This is a genomic window from Novosphingopyxis sp. YJ-S2-01 (genome assembly GCF_016093175.1).
Lineage (GTDB): Bacteria > Pseudomonadota > Alphaproteobacteria > Sphingomonadales > Sphingomonadaceae > Novosphingopyxis > Novosphingopyxis iocasae.
Genome location: NZ_JAEDAI010000001.1, coordinates 877,841 through 891,257 on the forward strand (window position 1 = coordinate 877,841; position 13,417 = coordinate 891,257).

Consider the following 13,417-nt stretch of genomic DNA (forward strand, 5'->3'; position numbering starts at 1 on the left):
TGGCAAGCGGCCCGCCGGGCGGCGACTGGGTGTTCCGATCACGGAAGCGAAAGCGCGCACATAACGGGTGCTGCGGATTTTGCAAGGCCGCAGTGGCCCCGATACGCCATTGCTTCGAACCATAGCGCCGCAAAAACGGTGACGGGCCTTTAGGATGGCGCTAGGGCGCGCGCCAGAACGATCAAGCGATCCAGAGCGATCAGAGGAATGGACATGACCGATACCCCAAATGAAGACACCAGCATGCCGGCAGAGACCGCCAGCGGCGCAGACGTGCCACCGGATCATCTGGCGATCTCGCCGCGTTCCAAATTTCATGATGCGGAGAAGCTCTCCCGCGGCATCGGTATTCGCTTCAAGGGCGAGCAGCGCACCAATATCGAGGAATATTGCATCTCCGAAGGCTGGGTGCGCGTCCAGGCCGGCAAGTCGCTCGATCGGCGCGGGCAGCCGCTGACCATCAAGCTCTCCGGACCGGTAGAAGCCTGGTACGAAGATCTGGGTGACAATCCGCCGGTCGCCAAAAAGGAAGGCTGACCGTCCTCAGCTACCCAGCGAGCTGATCAGGTCTCCGATCGGATCGGCCCGCGGGGCGGGCGCGGCAGCAGGTGTCGGAGCCAGCGGCTTGGGTCGACGCGGCGCAGGGGCCGCCGCGGCGACCTGGAAAAGCGGGCGTTCGATCCGCTTCGGCTGTTTCGGGGCCTTGCCCTTGTAGATGAAACCGGCGAGCGGATAATGGGTGGTGCCGAGGCCGCCGATAGGCGTGTACCAGACGCGCACTTCGCTCCAGTCATTGGCCTGCGAAACATCGACGACGGCAACGTCATCCTCGATCTGGCCGCGTCTTCCGTTGATCGTCGACCAATTGCTGTGGCGAATGAGAACGGTGCGCGAATCGACGATTTTGCTAACGGCGGCGACGTGGCCGAGCGTCATGATGCCGTGGGGCCTGAACGCCATGACGGCGCCTACCTGCGGCACGCTGCCGCGCTCGTAGCGGCCAGCTGCCTGTCCCCACCATGTATGGGCATCGCCGTATATCTGGATGCCGGAAACCTGGCGGGCATAGGGCACGCACTGCAGCCCGTCATCATCTTCGGCAATTGCCGGCGCGGTGCAGCAGGCCAGAACGAGCATCAGCAGTAAGCGCGTTAGTTTAAGCATGGCCCCTCGGTCCCTCTTATGGAGCGAGGTTCTGCCGCTTCCGGGGAAACACCGTGCTAAGCCCTATGGTTAGGACTTGAGGTTGGCGAACCGTTAAGCGAGTTCGATGTGCGTTGCGGTCTCCCGAATTGCGGCAAATGGGGCCGGCTCGGTTCCGGTCATCCAGGTCTGGCCACCACGCGCGGCAAGGCGGTCATAAAGCGCTTCGCGGCGCGCCGGGTCGAGATGTGCGGCAACCTCGTCGAGCAACAGGATCGGCCGCATGCCGCGCGCTTCGGCCACCGCGTCCGCATGAGCCAACACGATGGCCAAGAGCATCGCCTTCTGCTCTCCGGTCGAACTGCGCTCGGCCGCAACGCCCTTGCCGGCATGGATGATCGTTAAATCGGTGCGGTGCGGACCGACGAGGCTGCGTCCGGCTGCGCGGTCGGCGGGGCGGCTCGCGCGCATGGCTGCGGCAAGCGCTTCCGGATCCGCATCACTGCTTTTGTCCAGCGAAAGAAGGGGGCGCGCAAACGGCCCTTCCGGCTCCCGCGTCAACCGTGCGGAAAGCTGAGAGATTAGCGCTCTGCGAGCTTGCATGATCGCGGCGCCATGTTCGGCCATCTGGGCTTCCAGCGCATCGAACCAGCTGGGATCGGCAGGGCGATCGGCATTCAGGAGCCGGTTGCGCTCGCGCATTGCGCGCTCATACCGCGTCGTCGCCGCAGCATGCTCGGGTACCAGCGCATAGGTCAGCCGGTCGAGAAAACGTCGCCGCCCGGAAGCGCCTTCGACAAACAGCCGGTCCATTGCGGGTGTCAGCCAGACCAGCGCCAGCCACTCCGACAGGCCGGAGGCGCTGGCGCCCGCACCATTGATCCGCACCTTTTTCCGGTCCGGCGATCCTGGTTCGGTCCCTACGCCCAGATCGGCTTGGTCCAATGCGGCGAAGACGGAAAAATTGCCCGGCCCACCCTCGCGCGCCATGGCGGAGAGCGGCGCGCGGCGGAGACCCCGCCCGGGCGAAAGCATCGATATCGCTTCCAGAACATTGGTTTTGCCTGCGCCATTGGGGCCGGTAAGCAAGACGAACCCGGCGCGCGCGGCGATCTCCAGCCGCGAATGATTGCGGAAATCGGTCAAGCTGAGACGCGTAATCGCCATGGCGATTGCTCCTGCGGGAGCGGCGAGGGCGACGCAAGCGTGCCGAAGATGAAGCGCAAAACCAATACTAGGTGAATTTTGCCTAAAGTTGGTTTTCGTTCATCTTGCGCTCATCTTCGATTTCGAACGGAATGGCGGTTTTCTGCCAAAAATGCGGTTTGGCACGGCTCCTGCAACGGTATTTGTGTGCCCCGGAATGGCCGGGGCTGACATCAAAAACACAGGAGATTATCCAATGACCGAACAGTTCCGCACCCGCATCATGGCGGTCACCGCAGCTTGCCTTTGCGCTGTCGTCACCATCAGCATGAGCGTCGCTCCCGCCATCAGCCCCGCCACCGGCCTGGTTGCCTGAGATGGATGCAATCACCCCAATCCCTCCGATTTCCGCGGCCGGCGAATTTTCGCAGCCGCGGAACACATTCCCAGGAAAGTTATCCCTCGTGCAGAAAACCCTTCGCCTCGATAAATCCAATGCCATGCTTTTCGGCGTGTGTTCCGGCCTCGCGCAATGGTCAGGCGTTGACGCCACATTGATCCGTATCGGCTTCGTGCTCGCCACTCTGTGCGGCTTCGGCCTTCCACTGCTCGCCTATATCGCCATCGCCTTGGTGGCTGACTGATTTTCTCCCGTTTTTGCCAAGGCGTAGAACCGCTTTTATAAGAGCCCAATAAGCGACCAGTAATCCAACTTGGCGGGGCAAATGGAAGATCGCGAAACGAGGCGGGCCCAATCGGCTGACAGCAGGTTCACGCGCAGGGAAGAGGTGCGCATCGCCGCCGAAATTCGTGAGGCTGGCGGCGGGAAAACCAAGATCGATGTGCTCGATTTATCGGTCACGGGTTTCCGGATGCATTCGCTGGCCTTCATCAATCCTGAATCGCGCGTTTATCTCACCATGCCCGGCATGGCACCGCTGGCGGCGCAGGTGGCATGGACGAAGGGCGATTATTATGGATGCCACTTCGATAACCCGCTCTACCCGGCGGTGTTCGATCATATCGTGAGCCGGTTCCCCTCCCTCGGCGAGGATTAAGCGTGTTTCGGCGCGGATGACGCTTCTCTATCGTGTATATCTTTGGCTGCGATTGGGGTGCGACACCTGCCGCTGTGGTTAGAGGCTACCCTTGGTGACGGAACCGCGTCTGGACCACTCCGTTTCTCGAACGAAAGGAATTTGCGATATGGCCAAGAATGATGACGAACTCGTCCCCGAAAAGCGCATGAAAGATATGTCGGTTGCCCCCGGGGAGCCCGACAAGGATGACGGTGAAGCCAAGAATGCGCCGCGTGATGAAGAGAATCTGGAAGAAGGGCTAGAGGACAGCATGGACGGATCGGACCCGGCAAGCAGCACGCAGCCCTAAACCCCCGTTTCAGCTAACCTTGCGAACAAACACGGTGCCGGCGCTGTAGCCGGCGCCGAATGAACAGATCAGGCCTGTATCTCCGACTTCAAGATCATCGGAATGTTCGTGGAACGCGATGATCGATCCTGCGCTGCTGGTGTTGGCATAGCGATCCAGCACAGTGGGGCTCTCATCGCCGCTGGCCTCATGCCCCAAAACCTTGTGCGCAATTAGCCTATTCATATTGGCGTTGGCTTGGTGCAGCCAGAGGCGCCGCATATCGGCACCTTCCAGACCGAGTTCGGCCATTTGATCCGCGATTATGGCACTTACCATCGGCACCACTTCCTTGAAAACCTTACGGCCCTCCTGGACGAACAACTTATCGTCTTCGTCCCGGGTTTCGGGAGCAGTACGGTTTAAAAAGCCGAAATTGTTGCGGATATTGTTCGAGAAGACGGTTTTCAGCCGCGTTCCAAGAATCTGCCAGTGCGGCGATGGGGCTATGTCCGCCGCCTCCACCAGTACTGCGGTGGCAACATCACCGAAAATGAAGTGACTGTCGCGGTCCTTCCAATTCAGGTGCCCGGACGTGATTTCGGGACTGACGACCAGGACGGAACGGGCGTGGCCGGCGCGAATATAATCCGCAGCTGTCTGGATGCCGAAGGTGGCCGAGGAGCAGGCGACATTCATGTCGAACCCGAAGCCATCGCCCATTCCCAGCGCGTCCTGAATCTCCACCGCCATCGCCGGATAGGGGCGTTGCAGGTTGGAGCAGGCGCACAGAACGGCGTCCACATCCTGCGGCGCGCGTCCCGCGCGCTCAAGCGCCTGCCGTGCCGCGTTCACTCCGATTTCGGCCAGGACCGACAGCTCCTCATTGCTGCGCTCGGGCCAACGCGGTGCCATGATCTGCGGGTCGAGAACGCTGTCCTTCTCCATAACGAAGCGCGCCTTTATGCCGCTCGCCTTTTCGATGAATTCGGTGGAACTCGCAACCTTGGGCTCCGCATCGCCCGCTGCGATCGCGTCGGCATGCGCGGCATTCCAGTTCTCGGCGTAGCTGTTGTAGCTTTCGACGAGTTCTTCGTTCGAAATGCTGTGAGGCGGCGTGAACAGCCCCGTTGCGGAAATAACCGGCTCCGCGGTCGACCGTTCGGACATCTCAAAACTCCTGCGCATGGTCCATTACCTTAGGGTCGCACCGCTTGCCGGGCAAGCGAGCGGATAATGCACGGCGAAGAGTCTCATTTTGTTCATGGTCAACACAGAAACGCGTCGATATGGTCTGCCCCCTTGGAGAGTCATGGTCCGCGCACGAGATGGCAGGTTCATAATTGACCTGACCTCAGGAGAGCGGGGGGAGAAATTGTTATGCGTAAACAGATCGGCGCCTTGGCTGGTATCATTACCGTCCTGACATCCTGTGGTGGAGGCGGTAGCGATTCCGGCGGCAACATTGCCACCGTCCCGCCCTCTGCCCCAGCCCCGGCCCCCCCGCCGCCGCCAACCTCGACGGCAGGCTGTTCGGTCACCGAGCGCCAGAACTGGGTCGCAGGCGAGATGGATACCTATTATCTGTTTCCTGACTTGCTCCCTGCAAACCGCAGTCCTGCCGGATATTCGACGGTTCAGGACTATATTGATTACCTGACCGCAACGGCACGTGCGCAAGGAAAAGATCGGTATTTCACTTACATAACCTCGATCGCGGAAGAGAACGCTTACTATCAGAGCGGCTCGAACGCCGGCATCGGGGTGCGTCTCGGCCTCACTTCCGACAACCGCCTTTTCGTAACGGAGGCGTTCGAAAGCGCTCCGGCCTACGCGGTTGGCATCGACCGCGGAACGGAAATTGTGGCAATTGGTACCAGCGAGTCCAACCTCCGCAATGTTGCCGATATCTATGCAGCGGAGGGGGGCAACGGGCTGAACAACGCGCTCGGGTCCGATGAAGCGGGCGTCAGCCGCTATTTCCGTATTCGGAAAGTAAATGGTTCCGAAGCCGTCGTAAAGGTGACGAAGGCGAGTTATAATCTGGATGCTGTTTCGCCGCGCTATGGCTCAAAGATTATCGAAGATGGCGGCCGTAAGGTAGGCTACGTCAATCTGCGAACATTCATCGACAATGCCGAAGCGCCTTTGCGCAACGCCTTTGCCAATTTTCGCAGCCAGGGCGTCACCGAAGTCGTGATCGATCTGCGCTACAATGGCGGAGGTCTCATCTCGATTGCGGACGCATTCGGCAATCTTCTGGGCGGTGGTCGCAGCGCGTCGGACGTTTTCCGGTACACCACGTTCCGTCCAAGCCTGGCGAGCAACAACGAGCAGACCAACTTCAAGCAGCAATCCCAATCGATTTCGCCGATGAAGATCGCGTTCATAGGTCGGGGAGGCACGGCATCGGCAAGCGAGCTTCTGATGAACGCCTTCATCCCCTATCTCGGCGCAAATGCAGCGCTGATCGGCACGAATACGTACGGCAAGCCGGTCGGCCAGATCGCACGGGATCGGCCGCAATGTGACGACCGTCTGCGTGTGGTTGCACTCCGGACGGAAAATGCAAATCGGCAGGGCGATTATTACAACGGGCTTGCCAATGTTATGAAAACGACATGTGTGGCAGCGGATGATATCAGCTTCCAGATGGGCGATCCGCGCGAAGCTTCTACCAAGCAGGCGCTAGATTTCTTGGCCGGAAGGGGAAGCTGCACTCCTATCAGCACGGCTTCCACAGCGCGCGCGGGCACAACCACGCTCGGACGTTCTCAGGAGGTCGCTTTGGGCCAGATGGAGCTGCTTCGGCCGCAAGTGCCCAGCACACCGCAACGCGAGACGCCCGGACTTTACTGACGGTATAAAAAGGCCGCGCAAAAGCGCGGCCTTTTGTTTTCTAATGTGAATTAGAAATCAGGGGCCGACAGGCGGGCTGTCATTGTTACCGTCGAAGGCGCGGTAAATTTCGCCACCGATGATCGCCGCGAACAGGGTCAGGCCAATTGTCGAGCCGGGCGCGCTCAAGGCAGAAGATTCGCTAGTTACAGCGCCAGAACGCTGAACTTGAGAAGCATCAGCGGCGAGGGCCCTAACGGCCACAACCAGCCACAATTAGCCGCCATGACGGCTCTACGCGTCACGATCTCATCAGATGTAGATGGATCCCCCGCGAGAATTCGGACATTTTGGGTAAGCTCCCTAGATAACTTGATTTTTGGTTCTTTTAGACTGGAAAAGGCCCCTGCCGGGCCCCCTATGATGTCAGTATTGTTCGGCTTCTGGATTTGTCTTCCAGCGCTCGATATCGGCCTCTCGCCAAGCCACGCGGCGTCCGCCGAGACACACTGCCTTGGGGAATTCGCCGCGCTCGATTCGACGGTAGATAGTGGCGCGATGGAGCGATGTTTCACGAACCACCTCGCTCATCTTGAGGAAGCGACCGGGGGCAGCGATGGCGTTCAAGCCGCCACCTGGTCGGCTGCGAACTTGTCGGTCTCGTTCCCCCAACAGTCCCAGCCGCATCGGCGAGTGCGGGCGAAGAGTTCTATTCGGCGGGCGGCAGTGGGTACGAGGCGCTCGCGGATCTCATATTGGCAGTCAGGCTTGCGGCTGTGTTCGCGGCGTTCGGCGTCGATGCCGGCGCCGTCGATCGCCTCGACGATCACGTTGCGAACGTTGCGCGCGGTGGCGGGCGAGCCGAGCGTTCCGATCAGGAAGGGCTCGGTTGCCGAGCGCAGGACATAGCCGGTGCCGAATACGGACTTTCCGTGGCGGGTGAGCTTGTGTCCGCTGCCGCCGGTAACATAGCGAAAGCCCCAGGCCTTCATCGTTTCCAACGCCTGCGGCCGCGATGGCCAGCAAGCCCGCATAAAGAGCAGGCAATCGCCCTGGCCCAGACGCGCGACGTCAAGCGCCTGCAGAGCCTCAAACGACATCGTGCTGTAGTGCGCGGCTGGCGACCTCGCCTTGCCTTTCGCGCTGCGCAGCCCAAACGACCAAGGCGGATCAGCAAGGATCATGGAGTAGCTGAGCGGAGTGATTTCGTCGAAACAGGCGAACGATACCATCAGCCGATCCCCAAGGCGGTTTTGTAAGTTTCGATCAGGAGCTCCATTTCCTTGCGCTCTTCCGGTTACAGCTTCCGGAGGCGCACGATCTGGCGCATAATCTTGACGTCGTAGCCTTGGTTCTTGGCCTCGGAGTAGACGTCGCGGATATCGTCGCTGATGCCCTTTTTCTCTTCTTCGAGGCGCTCGACGCGCTCGATAAAGAGACGCAGCTGCTGATCCGTGGTGGTGGCTTCAGCGTCCTCTTCCGACTTGGCGCCGCTATTGTGACCGAGGCCGCTCATGATGCGCCTCCGATCAATGCACGACCATGGCGGCGACGAGCAGTGCGGCCATGAAGATGAGGGAGATAACCAAGCCAATGCCGTATGACGGCTTGCGGCTTGCGGTCTGCGGGACCGCGGGGGCGGCAATTGCCGCAGCTGCAGCTTTCCGAATGATAGTGCGCCATGTCAGCCCAATCCGAAGGCGGTGAGGAGGGCGCGGCCGTGCATGATGAGGATTGCGGCGGAGCCGATTGCGATCGAGGCGCGGCGAACGGCGCGATCGAGGCGCGGGTGCGCCGCCCCCCAATCACTCTGGCGCGGGCGGCGGAGGACGAAGTGGTTTGCCGGTTCATGCCGCATGCTCGATCTCCGGCGTCCGGCCTTCGGCATCGTTCGCGGCCTCGATCGCTTCAGGGGGACCGCAGCTGGTGCACAACGCCGGGTCACCCTGGGCCCAGCTGCAGGCATGGCCATGTTCGTCGACGCAGGCATCGCGCGCGCTGCAGGCACATTCGCGGCAGAGCTGGGGTTCATCGACGAATTTGGCTCCTTAGCGCAGCTCGACCAGCGCGTTGTAGACGTTCGCGTCCATGGGGAAGGCGGCGGCAATGTTCCGGACCACGACGCCGAGGACATGCCCTTCGTCATTCTCCAGCTCGGCCAGATGCGAAACCATCATGTTGATGGCGGCGATCTTCCATTTCGGCCGCAACGCTTGCGCCACATCTTGCATCGAAAGACCCGACGCCTCGCGCCGTTTCCGCAAATAGGTGCCGGGGGACATGGTGGCCGTGACCGGATCTACCGCATCGGGAAGAGCAGTCCATTCGGGCGTCTGCGCTTCAAGCGTACTCATCATGTTCGTCGGTTGCTCCTTTTTCGGGCAAGGGAGTGGCGTTCCCGGAAGCGCGGTGCTTTCGGGCGGTGGGATTGATGGGGAGAAGTGCTTCGGTGGGCGGTGTTAACCGCCGACGGTCACCGCTTCGGCAGTCGCGCAATCATCATTGGCCGCCATGCGCGGCGGCACCCCCGGACCGCGGGCGGCTGTGGCCGTATGGATGTCGTTCGCCACCCGAGCGCGCGGTGTTGCCATGCGGAGTTGGACGTCCGGATCGAGACAGGCGCTGGGCGCGATGCCGTGCGCGATCTCGATCGACACGCCATAGCTGGCACCGCATTCCGGGTTCACGCATTGCACCGTCTGCTGAAGGCAGGTCGGTGCCAGCGACCGGCTGCTGCGCACGCGCAGCGGCCCTTCGCAATGGAGGCAGTTCAGACCGCCAGCCTGTTTCTTGGTCTTCTTCACTTCGCTTCTCCCTCGCCCGAGGTGACGTTCGGCCCGCGCGCAGACGCCGCAACGTATCGTTCTGCGCAGCGATCGATTCCTCGAGCTCGCGTTCCGCAATAATGATGTCCGCCTCGGTCGCTCCCGGGCGGGATGCGTGGATGCTGGCGGCGATCGCTTCGCCGCCTTCTTTGGCCGAAGCTGCGGCCGAGGCGGCCAGCGCATCCGTCGACCACAGCGCTTCGCGCGTATCGACCTGCAGCCGGGTGGCGTAACAATCGAACATCGGCGTGCCGTCTCCACCAGCGGCGAGAAATTCCACGTCAAGCTTGAGCGCGGCATCGAGATTGATGCGAACGCTCGTATCCGGATCGGACCAGTTCCGAACGGTGCGCTCAACTTGGCCAACGATCTCGGCTGCGCGGGCCCATCCGATCCGAGCTGCGATCCGAGTGAGCGCCAGTTCAAAGCTCAGGGGATCACGCAACTTAGTCATCGGGTGGCTTCTCCGGATTGCAAAAAGGCGCTTCGATCGCACGTGCTATTCCCGTCCCGGGGGAGAGAAGACGGGCGTCTTTGACCGAAGCGCTTCCCCCAGTGTCACCGTGCCCCAAGGAGCCAGAGGCGGCGGCGCGGGGGTGCCCGACGGGGAAAAGTGGTTCGCGTGGATAGATATCCGGGCGGAGATTGTGACGAGAGCTGCCGTAAAGCTTCTCAACCGTGAGGACGTAATCGACGGAAAGACGCTGCGCCTTGTTCACCATCTGCCATACGGCTGTAGCAGAACAACCGATCGCGGAAGCGAGAGCGCTGTTCGATCCGGCTTTGCTGACCGCATCCTTGAGCGATTGATGAGCAAGTGTCATAACCGTGGTGAATATCTGTAACTCTGGTGAGCTGAGAGTTAACCACCTTAATTCGATTTTCTTCTGTCACCTTGGTTGTATTCCTTCACCATGAGTTTGGCGGAGCGTCTCGACGAACGGATAAAAGCGGCCGAGATCAGCCAGTCCGAGCTTGCGCGTAGGGTTGGAGTGAGCCCGCAGACGATCGGAAAACTTTTAACGGGCAAGGCTTTAGGCTCTGTCCATCTACACCGAATTGCCCGCGAACTTGGCACGACCCCAGACTATCTCTTGGGTGAGACCGATGACGCCGTGGCCGGTGGTTCGCCGACGCCGCCGGCGCAGGTGCTTGCCGATCAGCTGCAGCTCGTCCCGATCGACGAGATCGATCTTAGCTACGGCATGGGCGGCACCTATCTCGACGACACTCATGTTGCGGCGGAGACGATCCATTTTCCGCTGAAGTGGCTGCGCACGTTCACGAAGGCCGATCCGAAACACCTGTTCTTCTCACGCGGGGACGGCGATTCCATGGTGCCGACGATCTTTCACGAGGACATTGTGCTGGTCGATCGCAGTCAGGCAAGCATCAACCGGCAAGATTCTATCTGGGCGATCGCGTTCGGCAACATCCTGATGCTGAAGCGCCTGCGCGCGATGCCGGACGGCAGCTACAAGATCATGAGCGACAATCCGGCAGTGAGTGACGAGACCGCGGTTGATGACGAGATGAGCGTGATCGGGCGCGTGGTGGCGACGATCAGGCGGAATTGAACGGACAATCGATGGCACTCCCAGTTAAGGCGCTGTTGATTGCTGCGAAGATTGCGCAGGACGAGCGGGCGCAGAAGGCGGCTGCAACGCTTTTCTCTGCTGGAAGCGCTGCCTTTCGCAAGCGTGTCACGAAAAAGGAGACGGTAGATCCGCTGGTTATCGCTCCCGACTCTTTAATGAAGAGCGGCACGATCCCACGCAAACGTAAATTTCGTGGAGGCCAGACGGGAGACCTGATCCGGGTTCGATACGAAGACGAAGATGGTCTCGTGGCAATCCGGACCATTGGAAACTGGACCAGCGACGGGCGCACGATGAGTGGTTACTGCCTCAACCGGAAAGGACCTTGTGAGCTTGCGGTCGCACGGATCGAGGCGTGGGAAGACGTACCGCTGAGGCGGTAACTTGAAAGATCAAGGGGGGGGGTAATATGAAGAAGTGGATTTTCGGAGCGGCGGTCTTGGCCGCAGTGCTATTCGGTGCGTGGTATTTCGCGTCGCCCAGCTACGCCATGATGCAGTTGAAGGACGCCGCCGAAGACGGTGATGCCGACGCTCTAAGGGATCGGATCGATTTCCCTGCGGTTCGCGAATCCATGAAGGCGCAGCTTTCGGCGGCGATGGCCAAGAAAATAGCGGAGGAGCCAAGCGACGGGTTTGGCGCGCTGGGCGGCGCGCTTGCCATGGGAATGGTCGGACCGATGATCGATGGCCTCGTCACGCCCGAGTTCATGGCCGCGATGATCGAGAAGGGCAAGGCAGAGCGGAAGGCGGGGCAAGCCGATCCTGCTGCGAGCACTACGAACGCGAAGCCGGTCGATTGGACGATCGAGCGCAACGGTTTCGATCGCTTCCGGGCGAGGCCGGAAGGAGACGAAAGCGGCGCGGCTCTAGTTTTCACGCGCGACGGTATTGGATGGAAGCTGGTGTCGCTGGATCTGCCGGCGGATGGGTTGTCCAGGGAGAAATAATTCTAAGGTTTCATTCTTCAGTCTATCGAAATAGCGGTTTTCATCTTCTCTCCGGTCGCGTCCATAGACATAAAGACCGTAATAATTACCAAAATTTCGCGGCGCGCAGATATCTTAAAATCTGTCGGGCTGGATCAAGGGATCGTCCGGATAAATTTGCCCGACCTGGATCGGTCGAGTCGCGCAAACCCGGAATCTTCGTTCCGGAAACTGTAAAATAGGACGCCCACCAGAGCGCCTTTTGCTCGTAGTCGGGAAGAGGTTTTGGATCCGCGAGAAAATCCGCAATGTCTTTGGCGCTCATCGCGCTGGGGCAGGCACCGAGGACTGTCGCCTGGTATTGTCCGATCATGAGGCTGGGCTTGCCGCTATAGGCCGCTTCGATGCCAATCGTCGAACCGCAGGTAATTACCGCCTCGGATGCATCCAGAAGGGAGTAACTGTCGACGGGTTGGGTGGGCTCGATGATATGAACATCAAATTTTTGCAGTTGATCGAAATCCCATCCTCGACGCCAGTGATCGCTTTTTATCGCCAAATGGGGATGCAGCCGCAGTGCCATAGGCCGCCTTAAAGAATGGCACTGGCGAGCGACCTCCAGAGCGACATCGAATTGCGAAGGAAATTCCCCGAACGAGGGATCGTCGCGTACCGCAAATATTTCATCCTCAGATGAAGTGAACATTGTGACCAGACCGTCGCGGGAGAGGTTTTCGGGTAGCAAACCGATCGTCTGATCGCCGATGAACGTAAATGCTGTCGAATTTTTGGTTCGTGCCCGATTGCCATCGAAGTAGCTCCGGCCCGCTTCAAAATCCGCTTCATGCTCGATGATATTACGACCGAATACATAAGGATCGAAAAAAGGGCCGTTGGCATGAATATAGCTGTTTTCAGCAGCCCCGGCTTCATAGCGAATCACTTCGCTATCGTGCTCTAGAATATCGCAGAATGGTCTCGTTTCGGCATGGCGGCCATTGAACAGATAAACACGCTCATAACGATGACGGAGACGATCTGCAGCTGCGGCCGCCTTGTGTGCGACGACCCAGCTATCGAGCAATGGCTTTCCATAATCGGCAGTATCGTCACGTGACGCGATCTTCGTATAGCTCGCCGCCGAACTTAATGCAGCCAAGCCGACCATCGAACCGAGAAACCGCGCTTTGCGAAGGTCGGCCATCGACGCTGGCAATCGCGGGATGTCAACCTGGTATCGGTTCATTTCCTTAGACAAATCCTGCCCATTGATAGCAGGACGAATGAAACGCGAATATTTTTGCGATACGCGTTCGTACAGCCTGTCTCTTGATGAATACATTGGCCCGTTCTCAGCAAGATTTGCAAATCCGTTGAGAGCGTCGACTGTCCATCCTTGAGCGGTCAAATCGCGGCCGATTTGAGCAAGCGTCGCGACGCTTAGGGGAAATGGATTCGTGAATATAAGGAGTGCGCGCATTGCAGATCGGATTGCGTGGTTTCTCGTCATGGAAGCAGAAGTCAGTTCTCGCAGGGACACGGTCATCAGGGCCAAAGGGAAAACACTAAAA

19 protein-coding genes and 2 pseudogenes are annotated in these 13,417 nt (G+C 59.7%); 10 read left to right on the forward strand and 11 right to left on the reverse strand.

Going from position 1 to position 13,417, the window contains the following annotated elements:
- Positions 1–213: 213 nt before the first annotated feature.
- Positions 214–537: a DUF3297 family protein gene (locus I6A82_RS04215; protein WP_232343270.1), complete on the forward strand. Its 324-nt coding sequence runs from the start codon at positions 214–216 to the stop codon at positions 535–537.
- Between the two features lie 6 nt (positions 538–543).
- On the opposite strand, the gene I6A82_RS04220 is transcribed toward I6A82_RS04215, so the two are convergent.
- Together I6A82_RS04220 and recF are read right to left on the reverse strand one after the other, a co-directional pair.
- Complete coding sequence (locus I6A82_RS04220) at positions 544–1,164, reverse strand: CHAP domain-containing protein (RefSeq protein ID WP_198093862.1); 621 nt, start codon at positions 1,162–1,164, stop codon at positions 544–546.
- A 93-nt stretch (positions 1,165–1,257) separates the two neighbouring features.
- Positions 1,258–2,310: a DNA replication/repair protein RecF gene (gene recF / locus I6A82_RS04225; RefSeq protein WP_198093863.1), complete on the reverse strand. Its 1,053-nt coding sequence runs from the start codon at positions 2,308–2,310 to the stop codon at positions 1,258–1,260.
- Between the two features lie 443 nt (positions 2,311–2,753).
- On the opposite strand from recF, the gene I6A82_RS14525 reads away from it, so the two are divergent.
- From I6A82_RS14525 to I6A82_RS04240, 3 genes are all read left to right on the forward strand, one after another.
- The gene (locus tag I6A82_RS14525) at positions 2,754–2,933 is read left to right on the forward strand and encodes a PspC domain-containing protein (RefSeq protein ID WP_332310929.1); all 180 of its coding nucleotides are present in this window, start codon (positions 2,754–2,756) and stop codon (positions 2,931–2,933) included.
- 81 nt (positions 2,934–3,014) lie between these two features.
- On the forward strand, positions 3,015–3,347 hold the full coding sequence (locus I6A82_RS04235) for a PilZ domain-containing protein (protein WP_198093865.1): 333 nt from the start codon (positions 3,015–3,017) through the stop codon (positions 3,345–3,347).
- 148 nt (positions 3,348–3,495) lie between these two features.
- Positions 3,496–3,678 carry a hypothetical protein gene (locus I6A82_RS04240; protein ID WP_187337198.1) on the forward strand — a complete coding sequence of 61 codons (183 nt, stop codon included), beginning with the start codon at positions 3,496–3,498 and terminating at the stop codon, positions 3,676–3,678.
- A gap of 9 nt (positions 3,679–3,687) precedes the next feature.
- Here I6A82_RS04240 and I6A82_RS04245 read toward each other — a convergent pair whose 3' ends face one another.
- Positions 3,688–4,827: a beta-ketoacyl-ACP synthase III gene (locus tag I6A82_RS04245; protein WP_198093866.1), complete on the reverse strand. Its 1,140-nt coding sequence runs from the start codon at positions 4,825–4,827 to the stop codon at positions 3,688–3,690.
- A gap of 210 nt (positions 4,828–5,037) precedes the next feature.
- On the opposite strand from I6A82_RS04245, the gene I6A82_RS04250 reads away from it, so the two are divergent.
- Positions 5,038–6,516, forward strand: a complete 1,479-nt coding sequence (locus I6A82_RS04250; protein ID WP_198093867.1) for a S41 family peptidase — start codon at positions 5,038–5,040, stop codon at positions 6,514–6,516.
- A 405-nt stretch (positions 6,517–6,921) separates the two neighbouring features.
- On the opposite strand, the gene I6A82_RS04255 is transcribed toward I6A82_RS04250, so the two are convergent.
- The 6 genes and pseudogenes from I6A82_RS04255 to I6A82_RS14680 form a co-directional block, all read right to left on the reverse strand.
- Positions 6,922–7,122, reverse strand: coding sequence for a helix-turn-helix transcriptional regulator (locus I6A82_RS04255; protein ID WP_232343272.1), 201 nt, complete (start codon positions 7,120–7,122; stop codon positions 6,922–6,924).
- Positions 7,119–7,727, reverse strand: coding sequence for an MT-A70 family methyltransferase (locus I6A82_RS04260; RefSeq protein WP_198093869.1), 609 nt, complete (start codon positions 7,725–7,727; stop codon positions 7,119–7,121). Before I6A82_RS04260 ends, I6A82_RS04255 begins: the two co-directional genes overlap by 4 nt.
- Positions 7,727–8,011 (reverse strand): annotated as a pseudogene (locus tag I6A82_RS04265) (DUF2312 domain-containing protein). Before I6A82_RS04265 ends, I6A82_RS04260 begins: the two are co-directional and overlap by 1 nt.
- 168 nt (positions 8,012–8,179) lie before the next feature.
- Entirely contained in the window at positions 8,180–8,353 is a 174-nt protein-coding gene (locus I6A82_RS04270) for a hypothetical protein (protein ID WP_198093870.1), read from the reverse strand.
- Between the two features lie 190 nt (positions 8,354–8,543).
- A complete protein-coding gene (locus I6A82_RS04275; protein ID WP_198093871.1) occupies positions 8,544–8,852 on the reverse strand; it encodes a helix-turn-helix domain-containing protein in 309 nt (102 codons plus the stop codon).
- A gap of 102 nt (positions 8,853–8,954) precedes the next feature.
- On the reverse strand, positions 8,955–9,299 hold the full coding sequence (locus I6A82_RS14680) for an ogr/Delta-like zinc finger family protein (protein WP_198093872.1): 345 nt from the start codon (positions 9,297–9,299) through the stop codon (positions 8,955–8,957).
- Positions 9,300–9,435: 136 nt separating this feature from the next.
- Here I6A82_RS14680 and I6A82_RS04285 point away from each other — a divergent pair, with 136 nt between their 5' ends.
- Entirely contained in the window at positions 9,436–9,858 is a 423-nt protein-coding gene (locus I6A82_RS04285) for a hypothetical protein (protein ID WP_198095656.1), read from the forward strand.
- Here I6A82_RS04285 and I6A82_RS14720 read toward each other — a convergent pair.
- Positions 9,767–10,144 carry a YdaS family helix-turn-helix protein gene (locus tag I6A82_RS14720; protein ID WP_198093873.1) on the reverse strand — a complete coding sequence of 126 codons (378 nt, stop codon included), beginning with the start codon at positions 10,142–10,144 and terminating at the stop codon, positions 9,767–9,769. The two genes, I6A82_RS04285 and I6A82_RS14720, sit on opposite strands and share 92 nt — an antisense overlap.
- A 90-nt stretch (positions 10,145–10,234) precedes the next feature.
- Between I6A82_RS14720 and I6A82_RS14725 the strand changes: the two are divergent.
- The 4 genes and pseudogenes from I6A82_RS14725 to I6A82_RS04305 form a co-directional block, all read left to right on the forward strand.
- Positions 10,235–10,405: pseudogene (locus tag I6A82_RS14725) on the forward strand (helix-turn-helix transcriptional regulator); the annotation flags it as partial.
- Between the two features lie 9 nt (positions 10,406–10,414).
- Positions 10,415–10,897: a S24 family peptidase gene (locus I6A82_RS04295; RefSeq protein WP_232343276.1), complete on the forward strand. Its 483-nt coding sequence runs from the start codon at positions 10,415–10,417 to the stop codon at positions 10,895–10,897.
- Between the two features lie 11 nt (positions 10,898–10,908).
- Positions 10,909–11,301, forward strand: a complete 393-nt coding sequence (locus tag I6A82_RS04300) for a hypothetical protein (RefSeq protein WP_198093875.1) — start codon at positions 10,909–10,911, stop codon at positions 11,299–11,301.
- A gap of 26 nt (positions 11,302–11,327) precedes the next feature.
- Positions 11,328–11,867, forward strand: coding sequence for a DUF2939 domain-containing protein (locus I6A82_RS04305; RefSeq protein WP_198093876.1), 540 nt, complete (start codon positions 11,328–11,330; stop codon positions 11,865–11,867).
- Between the two features lie 85 nt (positions 11,868–11,952).
- Here I6A82_RS04305 and I6A82_RS04310 read toward each other — a convergent pair whose 3' ends face one another.
- Positions 11,953–13,326 (reverse strand): hypothetical protein, encoded by a 1,374-nt coding sequence (locus tag I6A82_RS04310; protein WP_198093877.1) that lies wholly within the window; start codon positions 13,324–13,326, stop codon positions 11,953–11,955.
- Positions 13,327–13,417: the final 91 nt, after the last annotated feature.

Coding starts and splice junctions, on each gene's coding strand:
- I6A82_RS14720 (WP_198093873.1), bottom strand. CDS start 10,144: ATGACACTTGCTCATCAATCGCTCAAGGATGCGGTCAGCAAAGCCGGA.
- I6A82_RS04220 (WP_198093862.1), bottom strand. CDS start 1,164: ATGCTTAAACTAACGCGCTTACTGCTGATGCTCGTTCTGGCCTGCTGC.
- I6A82_RS04275 (WP_198093871.1), bottom strand. CDS start 8,852: ATGATGAGTACGCTTGAAGCGCAGACGCCCGAATGGACTGCTCTTCCC.
- I6A82_RS04235 (WP_198093865.1), top strand. CDS start 3,015: ATGGAAGATCGCGAAACGAGGCGGGCCCAATCGGCTGACAGCAGGTTC.
- I6A82_RS04260 (WP_198093869.1), bottom strand. CDS start 7,727: ATGGTATCGTTCGCCTGTTTCGACGAAATCACTCCGCTCAGCTACTCC.
- recF (WP_198093863.1), bottom strand. CDS start 2,310: ATGGCGATTACGCGTCTCAGCTTGACCGATTTCCGCAATCATTCGCGG.
- I6A82_RS04245 (WP_198093866.1), bottom strand. CDS start 4,827: ATGTCCGAACGGTCGACCGCGGAGCCGGTTATTTCCGCAACGGGGCTG.
- I6A82_RS04305 (WP_198093876.1), top strand. CDS start 11,328: ATGAAGAAGTGGATTTTCGGAGCGGCGGTCTTGGCCGCAGTGCTATTC.
- I6A82_RS04240 (WP_187337198.1), top strand. CDS start 3,496: ATGGCCAAGAATGATGACGAACTCGTCCCCGAAAAGCGCATGAAAGAT.
- I6A82_RS04300 (WP_198093875.1), top strand. CDS start 10,909: ATGGCACTCCCAGTTAAGGCGCTGTTGATTGCTGCGAAGATTGCGCAG.
- I6A82_RS04310 (WP_198093877.1), bottom strand. CDS start 13,326: ATGCGCGCACTCCTTATATTCACGAATCCATTTCCCCTAAGCGTCGCG.
- I6A82_RS04250 (WP_198093867.1), top strand. CDS start 5,038: ATGCGTAAACAGATCGGCGCCTTGGCTGGTATCATTACCGTCCTGACA.
- I6A82_RS04215 (WP_232343270.1), top strand. CDS start 214: ATGACCGATACCCCAAATGAAGACACCAGCATGCCGGCAGAGACCGCC.
- I6A82_RS04270 (WP_198093870.1), bottom strand. CDS start 8,353: ATGCGGCATGAACCGGCAAACCACTTCGTCCTCCGCCGCCCGCGCCAG.